The organism is Pseudomonas sp. NFACC41-3 (assembly GCF_900109505.1).
Taxonomy (GTDB): domain Bacteria; phylum Pseudomonadota; class Gammaproteobacteria; order Pseudomonadales; family Pseudomonadaceae; genus Aquipseudomonas; species Aquipseudomonas chlororaphis.
In genome coordinates this window covers 465032-489894 of the sequence record NZ_FOAE01000003.1, presented here as the reverse complement: position 1 = coordinate 489894, position 24863 = coordinate 465032, and the positions used below count along the sequence as shown (strand labels likewise).

General features: G+C 62.0%; 23 protein-coding genes. 4 read left to right on the top strand and 19 right to left on the bottom strand.

The genetic code is table 11. From position 1 onward, the window contains the following. Positions 1 to 14: 14 nt before the first annotated feature. The 8 genes from BMY68_RS16520 to BMY68_RS16485 all read right to left on the bottom strand — a co-directional run bounded on the left by BMY68_RS16520 (position 15) and on the right by BMY68_RS16485 (position 9202). Complete coding sequence (locus BMY68_RS16520) at positions 15 to 905, bottom strand: ABC transporter permease subunit (protein WP_009046085.1); 891 nt, start codon at positions 903 to 905, stop codon at positions 15 to 17. After that, a complete protein-coding gene (locus tag BMY68_RS16515) occupies positions 902 to 1783 on the bottom strand; it encodes an ABC transporter permease subunit (RefSeq protein WP_169916015.1) in 882 nt (293 codons plus the stop codon). The genes BMY68_RS16520 and BMY68_RS16515 overlap by 4 nt, the downstream gene beginning before the upstream one ends. A 35-nt stretch (positions 1784 to 1818) precedes the next feature. Then, the gene (gene potA / locus BMY68_RS16510; protein WP_007928322.1) at positions 1819 to 2961 is read right to left on the bottom strand and encodes an ABC transporter ATP-binding protein; all 1143 of its coding nucleotides are present in this window, start codon (positions 2959 to 2961) and stop codon (positions 1819 to 1821) included. Between the two features lie 71 nt (positions 2962 to 3032). Then, positions 3033 to 4127, bottom strand: a complete 1095-nt coding sequence (locus BMY68_RS16505; protein WP_009051375.1) for a polyamine ABC transporter substrate-binding protein — start codon at positions 4125 to 4127, stop codon at positions 3033 to 3035. A 186-nt stretch (positions 4128 to 4313) separates the two neighbouring features. Beyond that, on the bottom strand, positions 4314 to 5408 hold the full coding sequence (locus BMY68_RS16500) for a polyamine ABC transporter substrate-binding protein (RefSeq protein ID WP_062824304.1): 1095 nt from the start codon (positions 5406 to 5408) through the stop codon (positions 4314 to 4316). A gap of 185 nt (positions 5409 to 5593) precedes the next feature. Continuing rightward, a complete protein-coding gene (locus BMY68_RS16495; RefSeq protein WP_085532938.1) occupies positions 5594 to 6958 on the bottom strand; it encodes an aspartate aminotransferase family protein in 1365 nt (454 codons plus the stop codon). Between the two features lie 57 nt (positions 6959 to 7015). Continuing rightward, positions 7016 to 8374: a glutamine synthetase family protein gene (locus BMY68_RS16490; protein WP_007928318.1), complete on the bottom strand. Its 1359-nt coding sequence runs from the start codon at positions 8372 to 8374 to the stop codon at positions 7016 to 7018. Between the two features lie 30 nt (positions 8375 to 8404). Continuing rightward, the gene (locus BMY68_RS16485) at positions 8405 to 9202 is read right to left on the bottom strand and encodes a gamma-glutamyl-gamma-aminobutyrate hydrolase family protein (RefSeq protein ID WP_062824302.1); all 798 of its coding nucleotides are present in this window, start codon (positions 9200 to 9202) and stop codon (positions 8405 to 8407) included. A 268-nt stretch (positions 9203 to 9470) separates the two neighbouring features. Here BMY68_RS16485 and BMY68_RS16480 point away from each other — a divergent pair, with 268 nt between their 5' ends. Then, positions 9471 to 10847 carry a glutamine synthetase family protein gene (locus BMY68_RS16480; protein ID WP_007928314.1) on the top strand — a complete coding sequence of 459 codons (1377 nt, stop codon included), beginning with the start codon at positions 9471 to 9473 and terminating at the stop codon, positions 10845 to 10847. A 227-nt stretch (positions 10848 to 11074) separates the two neighbouring features. Further along, entirely contained in the window at positions 11075 to 11710 is a 636-nt protein-coding gene (locus BMY68_RS16475; RefSeq protein WP_085532936.1) for a TetR/AcrR family transcriptional regulator, read from the top strand. A 204-nt stretch (positions 11711 to 11914) separates the two neighbouring features. On the opposite strand, the gene BMY68_RS16470 is transcribed toward BMY68_RS16475, so the two are convergent. From BMY68_RS16470 to argE, 10 genes are all read right to left on the bottom strand, one after another. After that, positions 11915 to 12130, bottom strand: a complete 216-nt coding sequence (locus tag BMY68_RS16470) for a TOBE domain-containing protein (RefSeq protein ID WP_007928303.1) — start codon at positions 12128 to 12130, stop codon at positions 11915 to 11917. A gap of 37 nt (positions 12131 to 12167) precedes the next feature. Next, positions 12168 to 12974 carry an aliphatic sulfonates ABC transporter ATP-binding protein gene (gene ssuB, locus BMY68_RS16465; RefSeq protein WP_053281330.1) on the bottom strand — a complete coding sequence of 269 codons (807 nt, stop codon included), beginning with the start codon at positions 12972 to 12974 and terminating at the stop codon, positions 12168 to 12170. Then, complete coding sequence (ssuC, locus tag BMY68_RS16460; protein ID WP_175534848.1) at positions 12971 to 13765, bottom strand: aliphatic sulfonate ABC transporter permease SsuC; 795 nt, start codon at positions 13763 to 13765, stop codon at positions 12971 to 12973. Before ssuC ends, ssuB begins: the two co-directional genes overlap by 4 nt. 3 nt (positions 13766 to 13768) lie before the next feature. Continuing rightward, on the bottom strand, positions 13769 to 14917 hold the full coding sequence (gene ssuD, locus BMY68_RS16455) for an FMNH2-dependent alkanesulfonate monooxygenase (protein WP_085532934.1): 1149 nt from the start codon (positions 14915 to 14917) through the stop codon (positions 13769 to 13771). A gap of 25 nt (positions 14918 to 14942) precedes the next feature. Then, a complete protein-coding gene (locus BMY68_RS16450; protein WP_009046094.1) occupies positions 14943 to 15911 on the bottom strand; it encodes a sulfonate ABC transporter substrate-binding protein in 969 nt (322 codons plus the stop codon). An 89-nt stretch (positions 15912 to 16000) separates the two neighbouring features. Further along, positions 16001 to 16594, bottom strand: a complete 594-nt coding sequence (gene ssuE, locus BMY68_RS16445; RefSeq protein WP_007928287.1) for an NADPH-dependent FMN reductase — start codon at positions 16592 to 16594, stop codon at positions 16001 to 16003. Between the two features lie 316 nt (positions 16595 to 16910). Then, on the bottom strand, positions 16911 to 17549 hold the full coding sequence (locus tag BMY68_RS16440) for a peroxiredoxin (protein ID WP_007928285.1): 639 nt from the start codon (positions 17547 to 17549) through the stop codon (positions 16911 to 16913). A 272-nt stretch (positions 17550 to 17821) separates the two neighbouring features. Beyond that, positions 17822 to 19195 (bottom strand): OprD family porin, encoded by a 1374-nt coding sequence (locus BMY68_RS16435; protein ID WP_085532932.1) that lies wholly within the window; start codon positions 19193 to 19195, stop codon positions 17822 to 17824. A 508-nt stretch (positions 19196 to 19703) separates the two neighbouring features. Next, a complete protein-coding gene (gene argA / locus BMY68_RS16430; protein WP_009046098.1) occupies positions 19704 to 21002 on the bottom strand; it encodes an amino-acid N-acetyltransferase in 1299 nt (432 codons plus the stop codon). 145 nt (positions 21003 to 21147) lie between these two features. Next, on the bottom strand, positions 21148 to 22296 hold the full coding sequence (gene argE, locus BMY68_RS16425; protein WP_009046099.1) for an acetylornithine deacetylase: 1149 nt from the start codon (positions 22294 to 22296) through the stop codon (positions 21148 to 21150). A 159-nt stretch (positions 22297 to 22455) separates the two neighbouring features. On the opposite strand from argE, the gene BMY68_RS16420 reads away from it, so the two are divergent. Next, complete coding sequence (locus BMY68_RS16420; protein WP_085532930.1) at positions 22456 to 23823, top strand: CYTH domain-containing protein; 1368 nt, start codon at positions 22456 to 22458, stop codon at positions 23821 to 23823. Positions 23824 to 23908: 85 nt separating this feature from the next. Here the strand turns inward: BMY68_RS16420 and BMY68_RS16415 are convergent, their stop codons facing one another. Further along, entirely contained in the window at positions 23909 to 24379 is a 471-nt protein-coding gene (locus tag BMY68_RS16415) for an Lrp/AsnC family transcriptional regulator (RefSeq protein ID WP_007928270.1), read from the bottom strand. Positions 24380 to 24503: 124 nt separating this feature from the next. Here BMY68_RS16415 and BMY68_RS16410 point away from each other — a divergent pair, with 124 nt between their 5' ends. Beyond that, entirely contained in the window at positions 24504 to 24824 is a 321-nt protein-coding gene (locus BMY68_RS16410) for a hypothetical protein (RefSeq protein WP_009046101.1), read from the top strand. Positions 24825 to 24863: the final 39 nt, after the last annotated feature.

Below are 24863 nucleotides of genomic sequence, written 5' to 3'. Positions count from 1 at the left end.
CCGGCTGTCGCGTATCAGGCCGCTTCCGGGGCCTGTGCGCGGCGCACGTCCGGCTGCTTCCAGGAATCGGCCGCGGCCTCTTCGATGGCTTGCTGGATGGCGCGCTTGCGGCGCTCTTCGGCCTGGCGGCTGAAGTACCAGACGAGGAAGGTCACCAGCGACACCGCCAGCAGGATCAGGCTGGCCACAGCGTTGATCTCCGGTTTCACCCCGAGACGCACCGCCGAGAACACTTCCATCGGCAAGGTGGTGGAACCCGGGCCGGAGACGAAGCTCGCCAGCACCAGATCGTCCAGGGACAGGGCGAAGGACATCATGCCGCCGGCCGCCAGCGATGGCGCGATCATCGGGATGGTGATCAGGAAGAACACCTTCCACGGCCGCGCGCCCAGGTCCATGGCCGCCTCTTCGATGGACAGGTCCAGCTCACGCAGACGCGCCGACACCACCACCGCCACATAGGCCGCGCAGAACGTGGTGTGGGCGATCCAGATGGTGACGATGCCACGCTCCTGCGGCCAGCCGATCATCTGCGCCATGGCCACGAACAGCAGCAACAGCGACAGGCCGGTGATCACTTCCGGCATCACCAGCGGCGCGGTGACCAGGCCGCCGAACAGGGTGCGGCCCTTGAAGTGGGTGATACGGGTCAGGACGAAGGCCGCCAGGGTGCCCAAAGCCACCGCGGCGATCGCGGTGTAGCAGGCGATCTCCAGGGAGCGCACCACCGAGCCCATCAGTTGCGAGTTGTCCAGCAGCCCGACGTACCACTTCACCGACCAGCCACCCCAGACCGTCACCAGCTTGGAGGCGTTGAACGAGTAGATCACCAGGATCAGCATCGGCAGGTAGATGAACACCAAGCCCACCACCAGCATCAGGTTCGAGAAACTGAAGCGCTTCATTCCTTGCCCTCCATTTCTTTAGCCTGACTGCGGTTGAAGAGAATGATCGGCACAATCAGGATCGCCAGCATCACCACTGCCAGGGCCGATGCCACCGGCCAGTCACGGTTGTTGAAGAACTCTTGCCAGAGCACTTTACCGATCATCAGGGTTTCCGGACCGCCGAGCAGTTCCGGGATCACGAACTCGCCCACCACCGGGATGAACACCAGCATGCAGCCGGCGATGATGCCGTTCTTCGACAGCGGCACGGTGATTTTCCAGAAACTGTTGAAGGTGCTCGAACCCAGGTCCGAAGCGGCTTCCAGCAGGCTGGTATCGTGCTTCACCAGGTTGGCATAGAGCGGCAGGATCATGAACGGCAGGTACGAATAGACCACGCCGATATACACCGCCAGGTTGGTGTTGAGGATCTGCAGCGGCTCGTCGATCAAGCCCATGCTCATCAGGAAACCGTTGAGCAGGCCGTTGTTGCTGAGGATGCCCATCCAGGCATAGACGCGGATCAGGATCGCGGTCCAGGTCGGCATCATGATCAGCAGCACCAGCACGGTCTGCAGCTCTTTGCGGGCGCTGGCGATGGCATAGGCCATCGGGTAGCCGATCAGCAGGCACAGCAGCGTGCTGAAGAACGCCATCTTCAGCGAGCCAAGGTAGGCGGCGATATACAGTTCGTCGTCGCCGAGCATCGCGTAGTTGCCCAGGTTGAGCAGCACCTGCAGCTTCTGGTCGATGAAGCTGTAGATCTCGGTGTACGGCGGAATGGCCACGTCCGCTTCGGCGAAGCTGATCTTCAGGACGATGAAGAACGGCAGCATGAAGAACAGGAACAGCCAGAGGAACGGAACCCCGATGACCATCTGGCGGCCACCGGGAATTATTCGATTGAGGCGGCGCTTGAGCTTTCGCATGTTCATGAGCGCAGTACCACGCCGCTGTCGTCTTCCCACCAGACGTACACCTGGTCGCCCCAGGTCGGACGCGCGCCGCGCCGCTCGGCGTTGGCCACGAACGACTGCACCAGCTTGCCGCTCGGCAGCTCGACGTAGAACACCGAGTGGCCGCCGAGGTAGGCGATGTCGTGCACCTTGCCGCTCGACCAGTTGTATTCGCAGGTCGGCATGTCCGGGGTCACCAGGAGTTTTTCCGGGCGGATGGCGTAGGTCACCGACTTGTCCTGCACCGAGGTGCTGATGCCGTGGCCCACGTAGATGTTGCGGTCCAGGTCCTTGCAGGTGATGGTCGCGTGGCCTTCGGCGTCGTCGATCACTTCACCTTCGAAGATGTTGACGTTGCCGATGAACTCGCAGACCAGGCGGCTGGTCGGGGTTTCGTAGATGTCGATCGGGCTGCCGATCTGGGCGATCCAGCCCAGGTGCATGATCGCGATGCGCTCGGCCATGGTCATGGCCTCTTCCTGGTCGTGGGTCACCATCACGCAGGTCACGCCGACCCGCTCGATGATCTCCACCAGTTCCAGTTGCATCTGCGAGCGCAGCTTTTTATCCAGGGCGCCCATGGGTTCGTCGAGCAGCAGCAGCTTCGGCCGCTTGGCCAGGGAGCGGGCCAGGGCCACGCGCTGGCGCTGGCCGCCGGAGAGCTGGTGCGGCTTGCGCTTGGCGTACTGGCTCATCTGCACCAGCTTGAGCATCTCGGCCACGCGGGCATCGATCTCGGCCTTGGGAATCTTGTCCTGCTGCAGGCCGAAGGCGATGTTCTGCGCCACGGTCATGTGCGGGAACAAGGCATAGGACTGGAACATCATGTTGATCGGCCGCTCGTAGGGCGGCATGTCGGTGATGTCCACACCGTCCAGGTAGATGCGCCCCTCCGTGGGCCGTTCGAACCCCGCGAGCATCCGCAGCAGGGTGGACTTACCCGAGCCAGAACCGCCGAGCAGGGCGAAGATCTCGCCTTTCTTGATTTCCAGGGACACATCGTCCACGGCAATCGTCTCGTCGAACTTCTTCGTGACCCGGTCGATTTTGACCAACACCTGCTTCGGTGTCTGGTCGCCCTCGAGGGCTTTCTTGTAGGCGCCGGAGGCAACTGCCATTTACGAAACTCCCAACAGAATTTGCAGTTCGCCCCATGCGGGCGAACTCTGGATAGTTTGAGCGATTGACGCTATTTGCCCGACTTGACCTTGGTCCAGCTGCGGGTCATGAGTCGTTGGATCTTGGGCGGCAACTCTGAGTTGACGTACAGCTTGTCGACAATCTCCTGCGCCGGGTAAACGGCTTCGTCCTTGCGGACCGACTGGTCCATCAGCTCGCCCGCCTTGGGGTTCGGGTTGGCATAACCGACGGAATCGCTGACCTGGGCGATCACCTCAGGCTTGAGCAGGTAATTGATGAAGGCATGGGCCTGCTTGACGTTACCGGCGTCCTTGGGAATGGCCAGCATGTCGAACCAGAGGTTGCCGCCTTCCTTGGGAATCACATAGGCGATTTCGATGCCCTTGCCGGCTTCGGCGGCGCGCGCCTTGGCCTGGAACACATCGCCGGAGAAACCCGCGGCCACGCAGATTTCGCCATTGGCCAGGTCGGAGATGTATTTCGAGGAGTTGAAGTAGGTCACGTAAGGCCGCACCGCCAGCAACTTGGCTTCAGCCTTCTTGTAGTCGTCGGGGTTCTGGCTGTTGGGGTCCAGGCCCATGTAGTTGAGCACCGCCGGGAGCATTTCATCGGCGGAGTCGAGGAAAGCCACGCCGCAGCTCGACAGCTTCTTGATGTTTTCCGGCTCGAACAGCATGGCCCAGGAGTCGATCTTGTCCACGCCCAGCGCGGCCTTGACCTTCTCGACGTTGTAGCCGATGCCGTTGGTGCCCCACAGGTAAGGCACGGCGTACTGGTTGCCCGGGTCGTTCTTTTCCAGACGCTTGAGCAGCACCGGATCGAGATTGGAATAGTTGGGCAGCTGCGCCTTGTCGAGCTTCTGGAACGCCCCGGCCTTGATCTGCTTGCCCAGGAAGTGGTTGGACGGCACGACCACGTCATAACCGGTACGACCGGCGAGCAACTTGCCTTCCAGGGTTTCGTTGGAATCGAACACGTCGTACAGCGGCTTGATGCCGGTGGCCTTTTCGAAGTCCGCCAATGTGCTCTGACCGATATAGTCAGACCAGTTATAAATATGCACGGTCGGCGCGGCATAAGCGCTGACGGCCAGCGTCAGCCCGGCGCCCACCAGCATGGCTTTGCGAAATAAAGAAATAGGCAAGTGGAGGTCCTCTCAACAATTGGGCCTGAGTTGCCCGCACTACATGACAGCCAAGAGCTGCCCAGCAACAAAACCGGCGCGCAACTTACCTTCGATAAACCGATCCAGCAAAACTTTCTGTCATTTAATTGCACCGCTGACCGCCCTCGCGGGGACGACGGCCAGCGGTTGCTGCCTCAAACCGGTTTATTTGCCGGATTTGATCTTGGTCCAGCTGCGGGTCAGCTCACGCTGGGTGGCGGCCGGCAGATCGGCGATCGCATACAGCTTGGCCTGCACGTCTGCGGGTGGGTAGATGCCCGGATCGCTGGTGATGTCTTTTTCTACCAGTGCCGTTGCGGCGGCGTTGCCGTTCGGGAAACGCACGGCGTTGGTGATGCTGGCCATGACTTCAGGCTTCTGCAGGTAGGTCATGAACTTGTAGGCGCCCTCGACGTTTTCCGCATCCTTGGGGATAGCGACCATGTCGTAGAAGGTGCCGGCGCCTTCTTTCGGAATGACGTAGCTGACTTTCACCTTGTCGCCGGCTTCGGCGGCGCGGGACTTGGCCTGCTGCACGTCACCCGAGTAACCGACCGCTACGCAGATGTTGCCGTTGGCCAGGTCCGAGATGTACTTGGAGGAGTGGAAGTAGGTGATCGAAGGACGGATCTTGAGGAACAGCTCTTCGGCTTTCTTGATGTCGTCTTTCTTCTGGCTGTCGGTCGGCAGGCCCAGGTAATGCAGGGCGACCGGGAGCATTTCGGTTGGCGAGTCGAGGAAGCTCACGCCGCAGCCCTTGAGCTTGGCGATGTTCTCGGGCTTGAGCAGGGTGTCCCAGGAATCGATCTTGTCGACGCCCAGCGCAGCCTTGACCTTCTCCGGGTTGTAACCGATGCCGATGGAACCCCACATGTATGGGAAAGCGTGCTTGTTGCCCGGGTCACTGACCGAAACCGCCTTGAGCAGATCCTGGTTCAGGTTTTTCCAGTTGGGCAACTTGGAGACGTCCAGCTCCTGATAAACACCGGCCTTGATCTGCTTGGCCAGGAAGTTGTTCGACGGCACGACCACGTCGTAACCGGACTTGCCTGCCAGCAGTTTGGCTTCCAGGGTCTCGTTGCTATCGAAAACGTCGTAGACCACCTTGATCCCGGACTCTTTCTCGAAGTTCGCGATGGTGTCAGGTGCGATGTAGTCGGACCAGTTGTAAACGTGCAGCACTTTGTCGTCTGCCTGGGCCACTGCCGCCATCGCGCCCATCAGGGACATGGCGAGGAGGGTCTTGCCAGCTTTCTTCATACCTATTGCCTTCATGCGTCATGCTCCAATTATTCTTTTTAACCTTGTGTTCAGCGACCGGTTGCCAGGCAACTAAAAACAGGCGGTAGTCTGGCAAGTTCCAAGGCGGGCTTTCAACAGAAGACCCCATCCTTTATGGCCGCCCCGAGCGAAGTACCGTGGGTACTCCGCTCAGAGCCTAGCACTTAGCCCTGTAACGCACTCAAGGTCAGGTCCAGGCACTTGCGGGCCTTGCTCACCAGCTCATCGATCTCCTCCCTGGTGATCACCAGGGGCGGAGCAATGATCATGGTGTCGCCCACGGCGCGCATGATCAGGCCGTTGTCGAAGCAGAACTGCCGGCAGATCATTCCGACGCCTTTTCCGACATACCGCGCACGGGTGGCCTTGTCCTGAACCAGCTCGATGGCGCCCAACAGGCCGACTCCGCGAACCTCACCCACCAGCGGGTGATCGTTCAGTTCCCGCAGGCGTTTCTGCAAATACGGTGCCGTTTCTGCCTTGACGCGCTCGATAATTTTTTCGTCGCGCATGATGCGGATGTTTTCCAGGGCCACGGCGGCGGCCACCGGGTGCCCGGAATAGGTGAAACCGTGATTGAAATCGCCACCCTCGTTGAGCACCGCCACCACTTCGTCGCGCACGATCAGGCCACCCATGGGGATGTAGCCGGAGGTCAGGCCCTTGGCGATGGTCATCATGTCCGGCTTGAGGTCGTAGAAATCGCTACCGAACCACTCACCGGTACGCCCGAACCCACAGATCACCTCGTCGGCGACGAACAGGATGTCGTACTTGGCGAGGATTTCCTTGATCCGCGGCCAGTAGCTTTCTGGCGGCACGATCACGCCGCCCGCGCCCTGGATCGGCTCGGCAATGAAGGCGCCGACGTTATCGACGCCGACTTCGAGAATTTTTTCTTCCAGCTGGTTGGCCGCCCAGATCCCGAACTCGCCCGGGGTCATGTCGCCGCCTTCACCGAACCAGTAAGGCTGCGGGATATGCACGATGCCCGGGATCGGCAAGTCGCCCTGTTCGTGCATATAGGTCATGCCGCCCAGGCTCGCGCCGGCCACGGTGGAGCCGTGATAGCCGTTGACGCGGCTGATGATGGTTTTCTTCTTCGGCTGGCCCTTGATCGCCCAGTAGTGGCGAACCATGCGCAGCATGGTGTCGTTGCCTTCGGAACCGGAGCCGGTGAAAAACACATGGTTCATGCCCTTGGGGGCCACATCGGAGATGGCCTTGGCCAGTTCCAGCGCCGGCGGGTGGGCGGTCTGGAAGAACAGGTTGTAGTACGGCAGCTCGCGCATCTGCTTGCTGGCGGCGTCGGCCAGTTCTTCGCGGCCGTAGCCGATGGCCACGCACCACAGCCCGGCCATGCCGTCGAGGATCTTGTTGCCCTCGCTGTCCCAGAGATAAACGCCCTCGGCGTTGGTGATGATCCGCGGGCCCTTCTCCTTCAATTGCTTGAAGTCGCTGAACGGGGCCAGGTGGTGCTCGCTGCTGAGGGTTTGCCACTCACGGGTTTGCGGGTTGTTGCTGATCATTGGAACTCTCCTGATTTTCCGGTGAGGGCGCCGCCAGTGACAGCGGCGCCCCGCGCATCAGACGGCGAAGAGCAGGAATTCCCGCTCCCACGAACTGATGACGCGCTTGAAGTTTTCATGCTCGGCCCGCTTGACCGCGACGTAGCCAGTGATGAATTTCTTGCCCAGGTACTTCTCGATGGTCTTGCTGTTTTCCATGCGCTCCAGGGCGTCCTCGATGGTCAACGGCAGGCGCAGGTTGCGGCGCTCGTAACCGCGGCCGACCACCGGCGCGCTCGGGTTGTGGCCTTCGACCATGCCGATGAACCCGCACAGCAGGCTGGCGGCGATGGCCAGGTAAGGGTTGGCGTCGGCGCCCGGCAGGCGGTTTTCCACCCGGCGGTTCTGCGGCCCGGCATCCGGCACGCGCAGGCCCACAGTGCGGTTCTCTTCGCCCCACTCCACGTTCACCGGTGCCGAGGTGTCCGGCAGGAAGCGGCGGAACGAGTTGACGTTGGGCGCGAACAGCGGCAACAGCTCGGGGATGAACTTCTGCAGGCCGCCGATGTGGTTGAGGAACAGCTGGCTCATGGTCCCGTCTTCATTGGAGAAGACGTTCTTGCCGGTCTCGATGTCGATGATGCTCTGGTGCAGGTGCATGGCGCTGCCCGGCTCGCCGGTCATCGGCTTGGCCATGAAGGTGGCGGCCACCTCGTGCTTGAGCGCGGCTTCGCGCATGGTGCGCTTGAACACCAGGATCTGGTCGGCCAGGGACAGGGCGTCGCCATGACGGAAGTTGATCTCCATCTGCGCCGTGCCGTCTTCGTGGATCAGCGTGTCGAGGTCCAGCTCCTGCAGTTCGCACCAGTCGTAGACGTCCTCGAACAGCGGGTCGAATTCGTTGGCCGCTTCGATGGAGAACGACTGGCGACCGGTTTCCGGGCGCCCGGAACGACCGACCGGTGGCTGCAACGGGTAGTCCGGGTCGTCGCTGCGCTTGGTCAGGTAGAACTCCATCTCCGGCGCCACGATCGGCTGCCAGCCGTGGTCGGCGTAAAGTTTCAGGACCTTCTTGAGCACGTTGCGCGGCGACAGCTCGATCGGGTTGCCCTGCTTGTCGTAGGTGTCGTGGATCACCTGGGCGGTCGGCTCGATGGCCCAGGGCACGAGGAATACCGCGTTCTGGTCCGGGCGGCAGACCATGTCGATGTCGGCCGGGTCCAGCAGTTCGTAATAGATGTCGTCTTCGACATAGTCGCCGGTCACCGTCTGCAACAGCACACTCTCGGGCAGGCGCATGCCTTTTTCGGCGATGAACTTGTTGGTCGGCGAGATCTTGCCCCGGGTAATCCCGGTCAGGTCGCCAATCATGCATTCGACTTCTGTGATCTTGTGGTCTTTCAACCAATCGGTGAGCTGGTCGAGGTTGTTACTCATAAATGCCTCTAGGCGTGAGTTTCCTGGCTCTTATAAGCCAGGTTTTTGTGACGCATTGGCGTCGCGTTGCATTACCCGCTGGCGACAGGCATCGCCAAATGCCTGGAAGATGGCGAGGTAGTGAGGGTTAGAGCTTACCTGCCATTCGGGGTGCCATTGCACCCCCAAAGCAAAAGCCTTGCCTCCCTCGATCGGCGCCCCCTCGACAGAGAAGGCTTCAATCAACCCGTCGGGTGCCAGGGCCTCTATCTTCAGGCCCGGCGCCAGACGTTCAACGCCTTGGCCATGAATCGAATTGACTTCAATCTGCGCCGGCAGGCCGAGGCCGGCCAGCACCCCGCCCGGCTGTACATGCAGCGCATGGGCCGGAGCGTATTGCACTTCCACCGGCTGGCTATCGTCCTCGCGGTGGTCCATGAACGGGCCGGCTTCGTGGACCCGCTGATGCAGGCTGCCGCCGAAGGCCACATTCATTTCCTGAAAACCGCGGCAGATCCCCAGTACCGGAACCCCGGCCGCCACCGCGGCGCGGATCAGCGGCAGGGTGCTGGCATCACGGGCAGGGTCGTGCGCGGTTCCCGGCGCGCTGGCGGGACCGCTATAGTGAAAAGGTTCGATATTGGAGGGTGAACCGGTAAAGAGGATGCCATCCAGACCGTCCAGAATATCGGACGGGCTCAGAATATCGGCCAGGGACGGGAGGATCATGGGCACGCCCTTGGCTGCTACTGCCACTGCGCGGACGTATTTGTCGCCACTGATGTGATAAGCATGCAGACCGATCTGCCTGGAGCAGGCGGTGACGCCGATTAACGGCAGGCGAGACATGAAACACCCCGGTATTATTGCTGTTATGGGTTTAAATCGAGCTTAGCCTTGTTCATTTTTTTACACAACACCCCCGTAAAAAATACAACACGGCCCGCTCAAGGCCGTGGCGGCCAAGCCCTCCGAAGCCATAAAAGCGCCCCAAAAATGCCCCGCAGGCGCTTTTTTAGGGCAAAAAAGGCCTCGCTTGACTTCGGCATGCCGTTCGGGTTGACTGAAACCTGAAAAGATCAATGATTGATATTTTTAACAACAAAGGTGTTGCATCATGTCGGTACCCCCGCGTGCCGTTCAGCTTAACGAAGCGAACGCGTTCCTTAAGGAACATCCTGAGGTTCTGTACGTTGACCTTCTGATTGCGGATATGAATGGTGTGGTGCGCGGCAAGCGCATCGAACGCACCAGCCTCCACAAGGTTTACGAGAAAGGCATCAACCTGCCGGCCTCTTTATTTGCTCTGGATATCAATGGCTCGACGGTGGAAAGCACCGGCCTGGGCCTGGACATCGGCGACGCCGATCGAATCTGCTATCCAATCCCCGATACCCTGTGCAATGAACCCTGGCAGAAGCGCCCCACCGCGCAACTGCTGATGACCATGCACGAACTCGAAGGCGACCCTTTCTTCGCCGACCCACGCGAAGTGCTGCGCCAGGTCGTTGCCAAGTTTGACGAGCTGGGCCTGACCATCTGCGCGGCTTTCGAGCTGGAGTTCTACCTGATCGACCAGGAGAACGTGAATGGCCGGCCACAGCCACCACGCTCGCCAATCTCCGGCAAACGCCCGCATTCGACCCAGGTCTACCTGATCGACGACCTCGACGAGTACGTCGACTGCCTGCAGGACATTCTCGAAGGCGCGAAAGAACAAGGCATCCCGGCCGACGCCATCGTCAAGGAAAGTGCTCCGGCGCAGTTCGAAGTGAACCTGCACCACGTCGCCGACCCGATCAAGGCTTGCGACTATGCGGTACTGCTCAAGCGTCTGATCAAGAACATCGCCTACGACCATGAGATGGACACCACCTTCATGGCCAAGCCTTACCCAGGCCAGGCGGGTAATGGTCTGCACGTCCACATTTCGGTCCTGGACAAAGACGGCAAGAATATTTTTGCCAGCGAGGATCCCGAGCAGAACGCCGCACTGCGTCACGCGATCGGCGGTGTGCTCGAGACCCTACCGGCGCAGATGGCTTTCCTCTGCCCGAACGTCAACTCCTACCGTCGTTTCGGCGCGCAGTTCTATGTGCCGAACTCGCCGAGCTGGGGCCTGGACAACCGTACCGTGGCCATCCGCGTACCGACCGGTTCTTCCGATGCCGTGCGCATCGAACACCGTGTCGCCGGTGCCGATGCCAACCCGTACCTGCTGATGGCTTCGGTGCTGGCGGGCGTGCACCACGGTCTGGTCAACAAGGTCGAGCCGGGCGCGCCAACCGAAGGCAACTCCTACGAGCAGAACGAGCAGAGCCTGCCGAACAACCTGCGCGATGCATTGCGCGAGCTGGACGACAGCGAAGTCATGGCCAAGTACATCGATCCGAAATACATCGATATCTTCGTGGCCTGTAAAGAAAGCGAGCTGGAGGAGTTCGAGCACTCGATCTCCGACCTCGAGTACAACTGGTACCTGCACACCGTGTAAGCGGCTGCAGCAAAAAAACGCCACCGGCCGCAAAGGCCCGTGGCGTTTTTTTATGGCCGCTGTAGCCGCTGCCGCAGGCTGCGACCGGCTCCGCAGGAGACGCGCTCTTGAGGGCCTCGGAAGGCCCTTCGGGCCTTGTCGCAGCCTGCGGCAGCGGCTACAACGATCGCGCCTGACCGTGCCTCATGACCTCGCGTACAATGCCCGCTGCCCCGCAGGAGACTCCCATGACACGCGTAGCCACCCCCCGCAAACCCCGCGCACGCAGCCAGGCCCGGATCGACTCGATACTCGATGCCGCCCGCACCCTGCTTGCCGCCGAGGGCGTGGCCAGCCTGTCGATCTACAGCGTGGCCGAGCGCGCGGAGATCCCGCCCTCCTCGGTCTACCACTTCTTCGCCAGCGTTCCCGCCCTGCTCGAAGCCCTGACCGCCGACGTCCACGCCGCCTTCCGCGCCTGCCTGCAAGAGCCCATCGACCACGCCGCCCTGGGCAGTTGGCATGACCTGTCGCGCCTGGTCGAACAGCGCATGCTCGCCATCTACAGCGCCGACGCCGCGGCCCGCCAGTTGATCCTGGCCCAGCATGGCCTCACCGAGGTCACCCAGGCCGACCGCCAGCACGACATCGAACTGGGCGACCTGATGCACAAGCTGTTCGACCAGCACTTCCAGCTGCCTGCGCTGCCCACGGACGTCGATGTGTTCGCCCTGGCCATGGAACTGGGCGACCGCGTCTACGCGCGCTCGGTCCAGCAACATGGGCAGATCACTGAGCGCATGGCCGAGGAAGGCATGCGGGTGTTCGATGCCTACCTGGGGCTGTACCTGCCGCCTTACCTGCCCAAGCGCACGGCCCTGTAGCCGCTGCCGAGCTAGCGAGGCTGCGCCCGGCCGCAACGCGGCCGTGAAACCTGGCCATGCATTCCTTCAGATAAACCGGCTGGCGAAGGCTGCGTCGGAATGCCGCCCACCTCGATCGCAGGCTCGGCAGCGGCTACAGCCGTCATCGCCCACAAAAAAGCCCCGAAGGGCTCACGCCATCCGGGGCCGGTTGTCGCGCACCGATTACAACTTGGCGATCGACACCTCGGTGGACTTCACGAACGCGATTACTTCGCTGCCGATCGCCAACTCCAGCTCCCGGACCGAACGGGTGGTGATCACCGACGTGACGATGCCGGAGGCGGTCTGCACGTCGATTTCCGAGAGCACGTCGCCTTCGACGATTTCCTTGATGGTGCCTTTGAACTGGTTGCGAACGTTGATGGCCTTGATAGTCATGATGTTGATTCCTGTCGTGGTAGAGGGTGTGAGGTTGTTACTGAGCCCAACGCAACTGCGTGGGCAAGGGTGAAACGGGTTCCGGCTCGGGCGGCGACCCGGGCAGCGACAACACGCGGTTGAGTACTTCGGCTTCCAGCGCCGCCAATCGATGGGAGCCACGCACCCGTGGGCGCGGCAGCTCCACCAGCAGATCGAGACCGACCTCGCCTTCTTCGATCAGGATCACCCGGTCGGCCACCGCCACCGCTTCGCTGACGTCGTGGGTCACCAGCAGGACGGTGAAGCCATGCTGCTGCCACAGGCGCTCGATCAGTTGCTGCATCTCGATCCGGGTCAGGGCATCCAGCGCGCCCAGGGGCTCGTCCAACAGCAACAGGCGTGGCTGGTGGATCAGCGCCCGGGCCAGGGCCACCCGCTGCTTCTGGCCACCGGACAAGGCGGCCGGCCACTCATTGGCGCGATCGGCCAGGCCTACCGCCTCCAGGGCTTCCAGGGCCTGGGGGCGCCAGTCGCCCTTGAGGCCCAGGCCGACGTTGTCGATGACTTTCTTCCAGGGCAGCAGGCGCGCCTCCTGGAACATCAGGCGGGTGTCCTCGATGGCCTGGCTCAGCGGCGCGGCACCGGCCAGCAATTCGCCGCCGGTGGGTTTGTCGAGGCCGGCCAGCAAGCGCAGCAAGGTGCTCTTGCCGCAGCCGCTACGGCCGACCACCGCGACGAATTGCCCGGCCGGAATGTGCAGGTCGATCTCGCGCAGCACCTGGCGCGAACCGAAGGTCTTTTGCAGTTTGCGCACCACCAGCGGAATACCGCGCAGCAGGCGTGGAGGTTGTTGAGCCGTCATTGCGCACCTCCCTTGGCCACTTGATAGGCCGGATGCCAACGCAGCCAGGCACGTTCCAGGCCGCGCGCGGCGAGGTCCGCCAATTTGCCGAGCACGGCATACAGGACGATGGCCAGTACCACCACGTCGGTCTGCAGGAACTCCCGGGCGTTCATCGCCAGGTAGCCAATGCCGGAGCTGGCGGAGATGGTTTCCGCGACGATCAGCGTCAGCCACATAAAGCCCAGGGCGAAACGCACGCCCACCAGGATCGAAGGCAAGGCGCCCGGCAGAATCACCTGGCGGAACAGGGCGAAGCCGGACAGGCCATAGCTGCGCGCCATTTCCACCAGCGCCGGGTCGACGTTGCGGATGCCGTGATAAGTGTTCAGGTAGATCGGGAACAGGGTGCCCAGGGCCACCAGGAAAATCTTCGCCGACTCATCGATGCCGAACCACAGGATCACCAGGGGAATCAGCGCCAGGTGCGGCACGTTGCGGATCATCTGCACCGAGCTGTCCAGCAGGCGTTCGCCCCACTTCGACAGGCCGGTGATAAAGCCCAGGGCCAGGCCGATGCCGCCGCCGATCAGGAAACCGATCGCCGCGCGCCAGCCGCTGATAGCCAGGTGGGTCCAGATTTCGCCGCTGCGCACCAGGCCGACCCCGGCTTCGATTACCGCGCTGGGTGCCGGCAGGATCCGCGTCGACAGCCAGCCGGCCGAGACCGACAACTGCCACACCGCCAGTAACAGCAGCGGCAGGGCCCAGGGCGCCAGGCGATGGAACAAGGTTTGTCTGTTCATGGCCACGCCTCAGCTCTGGGACGCAGCTTTGGGGATGATGTCGTTGGCGACCATTTCGCCGAACGGGCTGACGTAGCCGGCGCCCCTGGGCAGCTCGGAACGTTCGATATCCAAGTGCGGGAACAGCAGTTCGGCCACCCGGTACGACTCTTCCAGGTGGGGGTAACCGGAGAAGATAAAGGTGTCGATACCGAGGTCCGCGTATTCCTGCATCCGCGCCGCCACGGTCGGGCCATCGCCGACCAGCGCGGTGCCCGCGCCGCCCCGCACCAGGCCGACGCCGGCCCACAGGTTGGGGCTGACTTCCAGCTTGTCACGGCGCCCGCCGTGCAGGGCCGCCATGCGTTGCTGGCCGACCGAATCGAAACGCGCCAGGGACGCCTGGGCGCGGGCGATGGTGTCGTCGTCCAGATGGGAGATCAGGCGCTCGGCCGCCTGCCAGGCCTCGGCGTTGGTTTCACGCACGATCACATGCAGGCGAATGCCGAAGCGCACGCTGCGCCCCTGCTTGGTGGCCTTGGCCCGGACCTGCTCGATCTTCTCGGCCACCGCGGCCGGTGGTTCGCCCCAGGTCAGGACCATGTCCACCTGCTCGGCGGCCAGGTCCTGCGCGGCTTCCGAAGAGCCGCCGAAGTACAGCGGCGGACGCGGTTGCTGGATCGGCGGATAAAGCAGCTTGGCGCCCTTCACGCTGATGTGCTGGCCGTCGTAGTCGACGGTTTCGCCTTCCAGCACCCGGCGCCAGATGCGGGTGAATTCCACCGAAGCCTGGTAGCGCTCTTCATGGCTGAGGAACAGGCCGTCGCCGGCCAGTTCGTCCGGGTCGCCGCCGGTCACCAGATTGAACAGCGCCCGGCCGCCGGACAGGCGATCCAGGGTTGCCGCCTGGCGTGCTGCCACCGTCGGAGAAATGATCCCCGGACGCAGGGCGACCAGGAACTTCAGGCGCTGGGTCACCGGGATCAGCGAGGCCGCCACCAGCCAGGAGTCCTCGCAGGAACGTCCGGTGGGGATCAGCACGCCGCCGAAACCGAGGCGGTCGGCCGCCTGGGCGATCTGCTGCAGATAGCCGTGGTCGACGGCGCGAGCGCCTTCGGCGGTGCCAAGGTAATGGCCGTCGCCGTGGGTAGGCAGGAACCAGAAAATATTGAGGCTCATGGAGTTGTCTCCTAAGGGGATCGAGTTACGGCGCTTTGGCAACGGCGGCTGGAGGCGTCCAGATCACGTCTTTGATGCTCAGGGGTTTGGGAATCAGCTTGAGCTGGTGGAAGCTGTCGGCGATTTTCTGCTGGGCCGCCACCACGTCCGGGGTCAGAAAGTGCGCGCCATAACCCTGGCGTTTCACCGAGGTCAGGGTGATGTCCGCCGGCAGGCCGAGCAGTGGCGCCACCTGCTGGGTCACCTCGTCCGGGTTGGCCTTGGACCACTCGCCCACCGCGCGCACTTCTTCCACCAGGGTCTTGATCACCTCGGGGTGCTGCTGCGCGTAGGGTTTGGTCGCCAGGTAGAACTGGTGGTTGTCGACGATGCCGCTGCCGTCACGCAGGGTGCGGGCTTGCAGCTGCTTCTCGGCCGCCGCCTGATAGGGGTCCCAGATCACCCAGGCATCGACGCTGCCACGCTCGAAGGCGGCGCGGGCATCGGCGGGCGGCAGGAACACGGTCTGGATGTCGCTGTACTTGAGGCCGGCGTCTTCGAGGGCGCGGACCAGCAGGTAGTGCACGTTGGAGCCCTTGTTGAGGACCACCTTCTTGCCCTTGAGCTCCGCCACCGACTTGATCGGCGAATCCTTGGGCACGAGGATCGCTTCGCTGGTCGGCGCCGGTGGCTCGTAGGCCACATACAACAGGTCGGCACCGGCGGCCTGGGCGAATACGGGCGGGGTCTCGCCGGTGACGCCGAAGTCGATGGAGCCGACGTTCAGCCCTTCCAGCAGCTGCGGGCCGCCGGGGAATTCGGTCCATTGCACCTGCACGCCCTGCTCCGCCAGGCGCTTCTCCAGCGAGCCCTTGGCCTTGAGCAGCACCAGGGTGCCGTATTTCTGATAGCCGATACGCAGGGTTTCGGCCGCTTGGGCTTGAACGATGGCGCCGAAGGACACAGCCGCAGCAAACAGAGCGACCAGACCACGACGCAAAATCACAGGGCGCATGGCGCTCTCCTTTTTGCTGTTGGGTTTTGGCTGCACCTGCTAGGCCGTTGGCGGCTAAGTAAGGCCAGTACTTCAGATTCGGGTAGGACTCAAATACTCCAGCGAGCACTCAACAAACGGTCATTCAACAGATTCGGGTCCAGCGGCTTGGGACGCCGCGCCATGGCGCTGTGGAACTGTTCCAGGGCTTCGCGCAGACGCTGCTCCAGCGCCGGCGCCAGCTGCGCCTGGGCGCTACCCTCGCCGTAGGCGATCTGGCTGTCTTCGGCGAAGATGCCCTGGAGCATCTCCTGGGCCTTGAGGGCCGACAGCACCGGCTTGAGCGCGTAGTCCACCGCCAGCATGTGGGCGATGCTGCCGCCCGTGGCCATCGGCAGCACCACCTTGTGGTTCAGGGCGCGTTCCGGCAGCAGGTCGAGCACGGTTTTCAGCGCGCCGGAAAACGATGCCTTGTAGACCGGGGTGGCGATCAGCAGGCCGTCGGCCTGTTCGATCTGTTGCAACAGGTCGATCACCATCGGGCTGTCGAAGCGCGCGTGGAGCAGGTCCTCGGCCGGGAAATCCCGCACCTGATAGTCGACCACTTCCACACCTTGTTGCTGCAACCAGCGTTTGGCGTGTTCCAGCAGCACCCCGGAGCGGGAGCGTTGGCTGGGACTGCCACCGAGTGAGACGACCAGCATGCAGAGGTTTCCTTTAGCGGTAATGGGCGATTCGCGGTTTGCGATCTCGCTGAGCTGAGCAGACCTTAACAGCCTATTTATATATCCATAAATCTTATTTTTTCATTTGTTTATTCTTTAAATGAATATAAGAAAAGCCGTTTTCCAGGCAAAAAAATAGGCCGTCGAAACGGCCTTAAAACCCCTGCTTTGTGGATACATCAATCTTTGTAGGAGCGAGCTTGCTCGCGAAGCGGCGTACCTGACACGCCGCGTTGACCCCATCGCCAGCAAGATGGCTCCTACAGCAACACGCCGCCGCGTAATCGAAAACGGCTTAGCGATTCGGTTGCGGAGTCAGGCGCAGGTAGGGTTTGACCGCGCGATAGCCTTTGGGAAAGCGTTTCTTGATTTCCTCTTCGTCCTTGAGCGACGGCACGATCACCACTTCATCACCGTCCTGCCAGTTGGCCGGGGTGGCCACCTTGTAGTTATCGGTGAGCTGCAGCGAGTCGATCACCCGCAGGATCTCGTGGAAGTTGCGCCCGGTACTGGCCGGGTAGGTGATGGTCAGGCGCACCTTTTTGTTCGGGTCGATGACGAACAGCGAACGCACGGTCAGGGTGTCGTTGGCATTCGGGTGGATCAGGTCGTACAGGTCCGAGACCTTGCGGTCGGCGTCGGCCAGGATCGGAAAGTTGACGAGGGTGTTCTGGGTTTCGTTGATGTCCTCGATCCACTTGTGGTGCGAGTCCACCGGATCCACCGACAGGGCAATGGCTTTCACGCCGCGCTGGGCGAACTGCTCCTTGAGCTTGGCGGTGAATCCCAGTTCGGTGGTGCATACCGGGGTGAAGTCCGCCGGATGGGAAAACAGCACGCCCCAACTGTCGCCGAGCCACTCGTGGAAGCGAATCTTGCCGGCACTGGAATCCTGTTCGAAGTCGGGGGCGATGTCGCCAAGTCTGAGGCTCATGTTGCTGCTCCTGTGAGTGCGTTATGAGCCCTACTGTGCCTGCGCCTGGGAATATTTAAAAAGAATAAATATCGATTTATTTAGACCGTAAATGAATATTAAAAATCTCTTCACTGGATTCGCACACGCCCAGGGCACACCATCCTCGACAAGGTTCGAGAAGGCCTTGAGTAGCTGTAAAGAGGGGTTTCGGGGAGGACCTGCGGGGGTGGGTCCGACCTGGATGACAACACCTCGCCCGGCATTGCGCCGGGCGAGGTTTTAACGTCGGATTACAACAGCGGGATCGAGTAGCTGACGATCAGGCGGTTTTCGTCCTGTGAGCGCTGGCCCGGAATGTCGTTACGCCACATGGCGTTTTTCCAGGTCAGGCCCAGGTTCTTCAGCGGACCTTCCGGAATCACGTAGGCCACGGTCAGGTCGCGTTCCCACTCGCTGGCGTTGGTCGCCGAAACAGTCCGCTGAGGGGTAACGGAACCCTCTTTGCCGGAAGTGTCGATGTTGTCGCCACGCAGATAGATCACACCAGCGGTCAGGCCAGGCACGCCTACCTTGGCGAAATCGTAGGAGTAGCGAGCTTGCCAGGTACGTTCGCCAGCACGGGCGAACTTGGCGATCTGCATGTCGGTAGTCAGGTAAGCCGACGAACCGTCACCCTGGTTCAGCCAAGGGAAATCGCTGTCACCGTTACTGACCTGGTAGCCACCACCGAAGGTATGGCCGGCAACCGAGTACAGGAACAAGCCGCTGATCAGGTTGTTATCAACCTTGCCCTTGGTGATGCCGGTACCGTAGTCGCCCGTGGTGTAGTAGGCCGAGTCGTGGCCGTTGGCACCGTCGTCACGGCTGTTGAAGTAGCGCAGGTCAGACTTCAATACGCCCGGGCCGATAGCCCAGTTGTGCAGCAGGCCAACGAAGTGCTGCTTGTAGAAGTCTTTCAGGTTGCCGTAGTAGTACTGAGCGGTCAGATCTTTAGTGATCTTGTAGTCACCACCACCGTAGATGAACTTGTTGCTGTCGCGACCAGCAGCGGTGTGCGCGTTGGCACCGGCAATCGACAGTTCTTCGTTGTTGCTGGAGTTACGACCCTTGGCATGCTCGATCTGACCGCCAACCAGTGTCAGGTCCTTGATGTCGTTCGAGGTGATCTGACCGCCCTGGAAGGTTTGCGGCAGCATACGACCATCGTTGGTCACGATAACCGGCAGTTTTGGCTGCAGGGTACCGAGCTTAAGCTCAGTCTGAGAAATCTTGGCTTTGGCAGTCAGGCCCAGGCTGGAGTAGTTATCGACTGCTTTGCCGTTGGACTCGCTCGGGAAGACGGTGCCGCCGTAAGAAGTAGCAGAGGCGCCGTTGGTACCGCCGCCCGAATCCAGCTTGATACCCAGCAGGCCGATGGCGTCGAGACCGAAACCGACGGTGCCTTCGGTGTAACCGGAAGTGAAGTTGAGCTGGAAGCCTTGGCCCCACTCTTCCTGCTTGCTCTGCGCACCGGACGCCTTGGTATCGGCATCACGGTTGTCGGTATTGATATAGAAGTTACGCAGACCCAGAGTGGCCTTGCTGTCTTCGATGAAACCGGCGGCGCCTGCCTGCTGCGCCAGAACCCCAACGGCCACAGCCAGGGCCAAGGTGGACTTGTTCATGTTTCGCTCCTCTCGTTTCTAATTCTTGTGTACTCAGGCCCAGGGTCTGATGCCCCGGGTCCATCGGTGGGCGATTAGCGCCAGACCGTGACTCATAAGTCAATCGTAACCAACTGTGTCTACGACCAAGGTCTAATCGCGATGATTTGCGCCTTGCAGGGTAATGAGTTTTCCATAATCCCAAAAAGAATTATTTCATTCTTTTTCATACCGTTCGGGAATATCGACAGGTATGCCTGCTTGAGCCGTGGCACAAGGTATCGGCGTACCGTCTGATTCCTGAATGGTATTTCCCCGCTGATCTTTAGATCGATCAGTTAAAACATAAGCCAGATACGTCAACCAGTATCAAAAAAGCGACGCAATAATGGCTTCGCGCCGATGGTCGCGTCAATTTGTTACAGTTTTTGTGTCACGCAGATTTATTTTTCTGAAACACAAATCGCGTGCAGCCGGACGCAGCAAAAACCCGCTCCTGTCAAGAGCGGGTTGCCGAAGGGAGTGATGCTCAGAGGGCTTTTTCGAAGATCTTCGAGTTGCGCTGATAGTTGTACAGAGACGCCCGCGCGGAAGGCAGACGCTCGACGCTGCTAGGGGCAAAACCGCGTTCGCGGAACCAGTGGGCGGTACGGGTGGTGAGGACAAACAGGGTTTTCAGGCCCTGGGCCCGGGCCCGGGTTTCGATCCTTTCCAACAGTTCGTCGCCACGACCGCCGTGACGGTATTCCGGGTTCACCGCCAGACAGGCCAGCTCCCCGGCGTCGGAATCGGCGATCTGGTAGAGCGCGGCACAGGCGATGATCATCCCCTCGCGCTCGACCACGCTGAACTGTTCGATCTCACGCTCCAGCACCTCGCGGGAACGCCGCACCAGAATCCCCTGCTCTTCCAGCGGGCTGATCAGATCCAGCAGACCGCCGACGTCCTCGATGGCCGCCTCGCGGACCAGTTCGAACTGCTCCTGGGCCACCAGCGTACCGCCACCGTCACGAGTGAACAGCTCGGTCAGCAGCGCACCGTCTTCGGCGTAGCTGACGATATGGCTGCGCCCCACTCCGCCCCGACAGGCTTCGGCCGCGGCATCCAGCAGTTCCGCCTGATAGTTGCCGCCCAGACGCTGCAAATGCGCCGGCACCTGCTGCGGACGCAGTTCGCGCACCAGGTTGCCGCTTTCATCCAGCAGGCCACGCTCGGCGCCGAACAACAGCAGTTTGTCGGCGGCCAGGTCGATGGCCGCGCGGGTGGCGACGTCTTCGCAGGCAAGGTTGAAGATTTCCCCGGTCGGCGAGTAGCCCAAGGGCGACAGCAGGACGATCGAGCGCTCGTCCAGCAGGCGATTGATGCCCTTGCGATCGACCCGGCGCACTTCGCCGGTGTGGTGATAGTCGACGCCTTCGAGCACGCCGATCGGCCGGGCGGTCACCAGGTTGCCGCTGGCGACCCGCAGCCGCGAACCCTGCATCGGCGAGGACGCCATGTCCATGGACAGCCGCGCTTCGATGGCGATGCGCAACTGGCCGACGGCGTCGATCACGCATTCCAGGGTCGCCGCATCGGTGATGCGCATGCCGTGGTGGTAATGCGGGGTCAGGCCGCGCGCGGCCAGGCGGGCTTCGATCTGTGGACGCGAGCCGTGCACCAGCACCAGGCGCACGCCCATGCTGTGCAGCAGCACCAGGTCATGGACGATGTTGCCGAAGTTCGGATGTTCTACGCCGTCGCCGGGCAGCATGACCACGAAGGTGCAGTCGCGGTGGGCATTGATATAAGGAGAAGCGTGACGAAGCCAATTGACGTAATCGGGCATAACCTGAGCCTGTAAATAAGAAGCAGCCTATAAAAGGACGAAACGGGAAAACGCACAGCGGGCTGGTGGTTATCGTCGGAACAGGCTTGGCGACACGCTCGCTCTCCTTGAGGTACGGGCTTGGCCGTCGGTGATTTAGTAGAAATCAGGCCGGCGTCAGGCAGTAATGGTTAATCAGTTCACGTAGTAGATGCACGGTAGGCTGCAAGCGTGACATTTCGAGGTATTCCCCCGGCTGGTGAGCACAGGCGATGTCGCCCGGGCCCAGTACCACTGTCTCGCAGCCAAGGCGCTGAAGATAAGGCGCTTCGGTGCCGAACGCCACTGCTTCGGCGCGATGGCCGGTCAGACGCTCGGCCACCCGCACCAGTTCGCAGTCTTCGGCCTGCTCGAAGGCCGGCGCCTCGGGGAACAGCGGCGCGTAGTCGATCTGCACCTGATGCCGCTCGGCCACGGGCACCAGCTTCTGTCGGATGGCCGCCCGCAGCGCCTGCGGGTCCATGCCCGGCAACGGCCGCAGGTCGAACTCCAGCGAGCACTGACCGCAGATCCGGTTCGGGTTGTCGCCACCGTGGATACACCCAAGGTTCAGGGTCGGCTGCGGCACGCTGAACTGCGGATTGCGGAATTCGCGCTGCCACGCCAGGCGCAGGCCGCGCAGTTCGCCGATGGCATCGTGCATGGCTTCCAGGGCGCTATGGCCCAGGCTCGGGTCGGAGGAGTGGCCGCTGCGCCCGAGAATATCGATGCGCTCCATCATCACGCCTTTGTGCATGCGGATCGGCCGCAGCCCGGTCGGCTCGCCGATCACCGCGGCGCGCCCCAATGGCCGGCCGGCTTCGGCCAGGGCCCGGGCGCCGGCCATGGAGCTTTCCTCGTCACAGGTGGCGAGGATCAGCAGAGGTTGCTTGAAGGGCTGGTCCAGCAGCGGCCGGACCGCCTCGATGACCAGGGCGAAAAAGCCTTTCATGTCGCAGCTGCCCAGGCCGACCCAGCGTCCGTCGACCTCGGTGAGCTTCAGCGGGTCGGTCTGCCACAGCGCGCCGTCGTAGGGCACGGTATCGCTGTGCCCGGCCAGCACCAGGCCACCGGGGCCGCTGCCGAAACTGGCGAGCAGATTGAACTTGCCGGGGCTGACCTGTTGGATGTCGCAGGCAAAACCCAGGTCGCCAAGCCAGCTCGCCAGCAGGTCTATGACCGCACGATTGGACTGATCCAGCGCCGGCTGGGTACAGCTGACCGAAGGTGTGGCAATCAGCGCAGCGAACTGCTCTTTCATCGACGGCAATGGCATGCGCTGGCTCCAGGGTTCCAAGATGAAGTCCATCATAGAGCCATCCTGCGACAGGAATAAACCGCCACGGCACCTCGACGCGGCGAGTCCTGTACACTGCACGGCCTTGGCAGCCACACATTTCCCCCGGCTGCGCTCCCGATCCTGGATTTTCCGGCCATGCAGAAAGAAACCGAAATCAAACTCCGCGTCAGCCGCGAAACCCTCGCCGCCCTGCGTGAGCACCCGCTCCTGAAAAAACGCAACAAAAGTGGCTGGGAACACCGCGAACTGATGAACCAGTACTTCGACACGCCCGAGCGCGACCTGGCCCGCGCCAAGGTCGCCCTGCGCCTGCGCCGCGACGGCGAAGAAGTGATCCAGACCCTCAAGACCCGCGGCCAGAGCGTCGCCGGCCTGTCGGAACGCAACGAGTACGACTGGCACCTGGCCAAAGCCAAGCTCGACCTGAAGAAACTCGACGGCGAATGCTGGCCCGAGCAACTGGCCGAGCTGGACAAGAAGACCCTCAAACCGATCTTCACCACCGATTTCGTCCGCGAACGCGCGGAAATCGCCTGGGGCCGCGGCAAGGCCAAGGTAGTGATCGAAGCCGCCCTGGACCTGGGCCACGTGATCGCCGGCAAACAGAAGGAAGAGATCTGCGAGCTAGAACTGGAACTGCGCGAAGGCGAACCGGCCGCCCTGCTGGAACTGGCCGCCGAACTGGCCGCCACCCTGCCGCTGATGCCCTGCGACATCAGTAAAGCCGAGCGCGGTTACCGCCTGTTCGACGCCAACAGCTACTCCCTGAGCCTGCCGGCCCCGGAACTGAGCGCGCAAACGCCGCTGGACGACGCCTTCGCCGCACTGACCTGGCACCTGCTGGGCAGCAGCCAGCGCCTGGCCGAGCAATATCGCTTCAACGGACACTGGCGCCTGCTGCAGGACTGGGTCGAGAACCTGGCGGAACTGCGCGCCCTGGTCAGCAGCCTGGGCCAGGCCGCGCCGCGCCAGGCGACCGCCGAGTTGCGCGCGTCGCTGGACGGCCTGCTGGAAGACTGGCGTCCGCTGGTGCAAGCCGGCCTGGACGACGAAGACGTGCGCAAGGCCGCGCCCGAACAGTTCATCGAAGAGCTGCAGGACGTGCGCTGGGGCCTGTTCTCGTTGAACACCTCGCGCTGGTTGCTGGCCCGCAGCTGGACCGCCGAGCGCAACACCCGTGGCAACCGCCAGGGTGCGGCGCAACTGGGCAGCTGGTTGCCGCGCCTGCTGGCCGACGAAGCCAGCGCCCTGCAACTGCCACGCTACCAGCAACAGCCGGAAGACCTGGCCGAGCAACTGCCGCGCATCGAACGCATCCAGTCCTGGTTGCATCACGCGCGCAACGTGCTGGAAATCCCGGAGCTGGATCGCCTGTACGGCGAGTTGAACAAGCTGGCGCAACTGGCCAACGAGCCGATCACCGACGAAACCCTGGATGCCCGCAAGCAACAGGCGATCACGGTGTTCCAGAACCGTGCATGGAAAACCTTGCTGCGCATGTAACGGCCTGATCGCGAGCAAGCTCGCTCCTACAGGTTGGCGGTAACCCCTTGTAGGAGCGAGCTTGCTCGCGATAGCGCCAACGGCATCAACGCAGGACCGGCAGGCTGGTCGTGGACTTGATCTCCGACAGCGCCACGATCGAATTCACTTCCTGGATCCCCGGCACCATCGACAGTTTCTCGAAGAAGAAACGCTCATACGCCTCGATGTCCGCCGTGACGATGCGCAACAGGAAATCCACCGCGCCCATCAGCACATAACACTCCAGCACCTCCGGAAAACCGCGGATTGCCTCGGTGAATTCGGTGAAGTTGGAACGGCCGTGGGCGTTGAGTTTGACCTCGGCGAAGATCTGCGTGTTGAGGCCGATCTTCTTGCGGTCGAGCAAGGTCACCTGGCCACGGATCACCCCCTCCTCCTTGAGCCGCTGGATCCGCCGCCAGCAAGGTGACTGCGACAAGCCCACCTGCTCGGCGATCTGCGCGCTCGACAGCGAAGCGTCCTCTTGCAGCAGCGCCAGAATGCGACGGTCGTAAGCGTCCAGCTCGCTATGCATAGAAAACCCTCAATAATCCTTAAGGACGAATCATCCAATTCGATAATTCGGAAAATACGTTCATCTTAGATAAGAAATACCCGCAACCGAATGTAAAAATTTCTCCATTGATCTGGAGAACCCCATGCCCTCTCTCGAAGCCGTCAGTTCCCGCGCCGATGTGTGGAATGTCGCCAACACCCATTGCCGGGTGCATTACCAACTGGTCACCGACGCCGAAGCCGATGTGCTGTGCCGGGTGCTCAATCATTTCGCCTTGCAGTCCCTGCTGCCGCAGCAGGTCCAGGTGCAACAGCAGGACGGTTCGCTGCTGATGGAAGTGCTGCTCGACGGCCTGAGCTGGCACCGCGCCCAGGTCATCGCGGAAAAACTGCGCAACCTGATCAGCGTGTGTTCGGTACAGCTGCAACTGGCCGAGCGCGAGCCGTTGCAGGCCGCCGGCTGAGGGCGCCAGGCAAAACCCTGCAACGCTTGGGCGACTGGC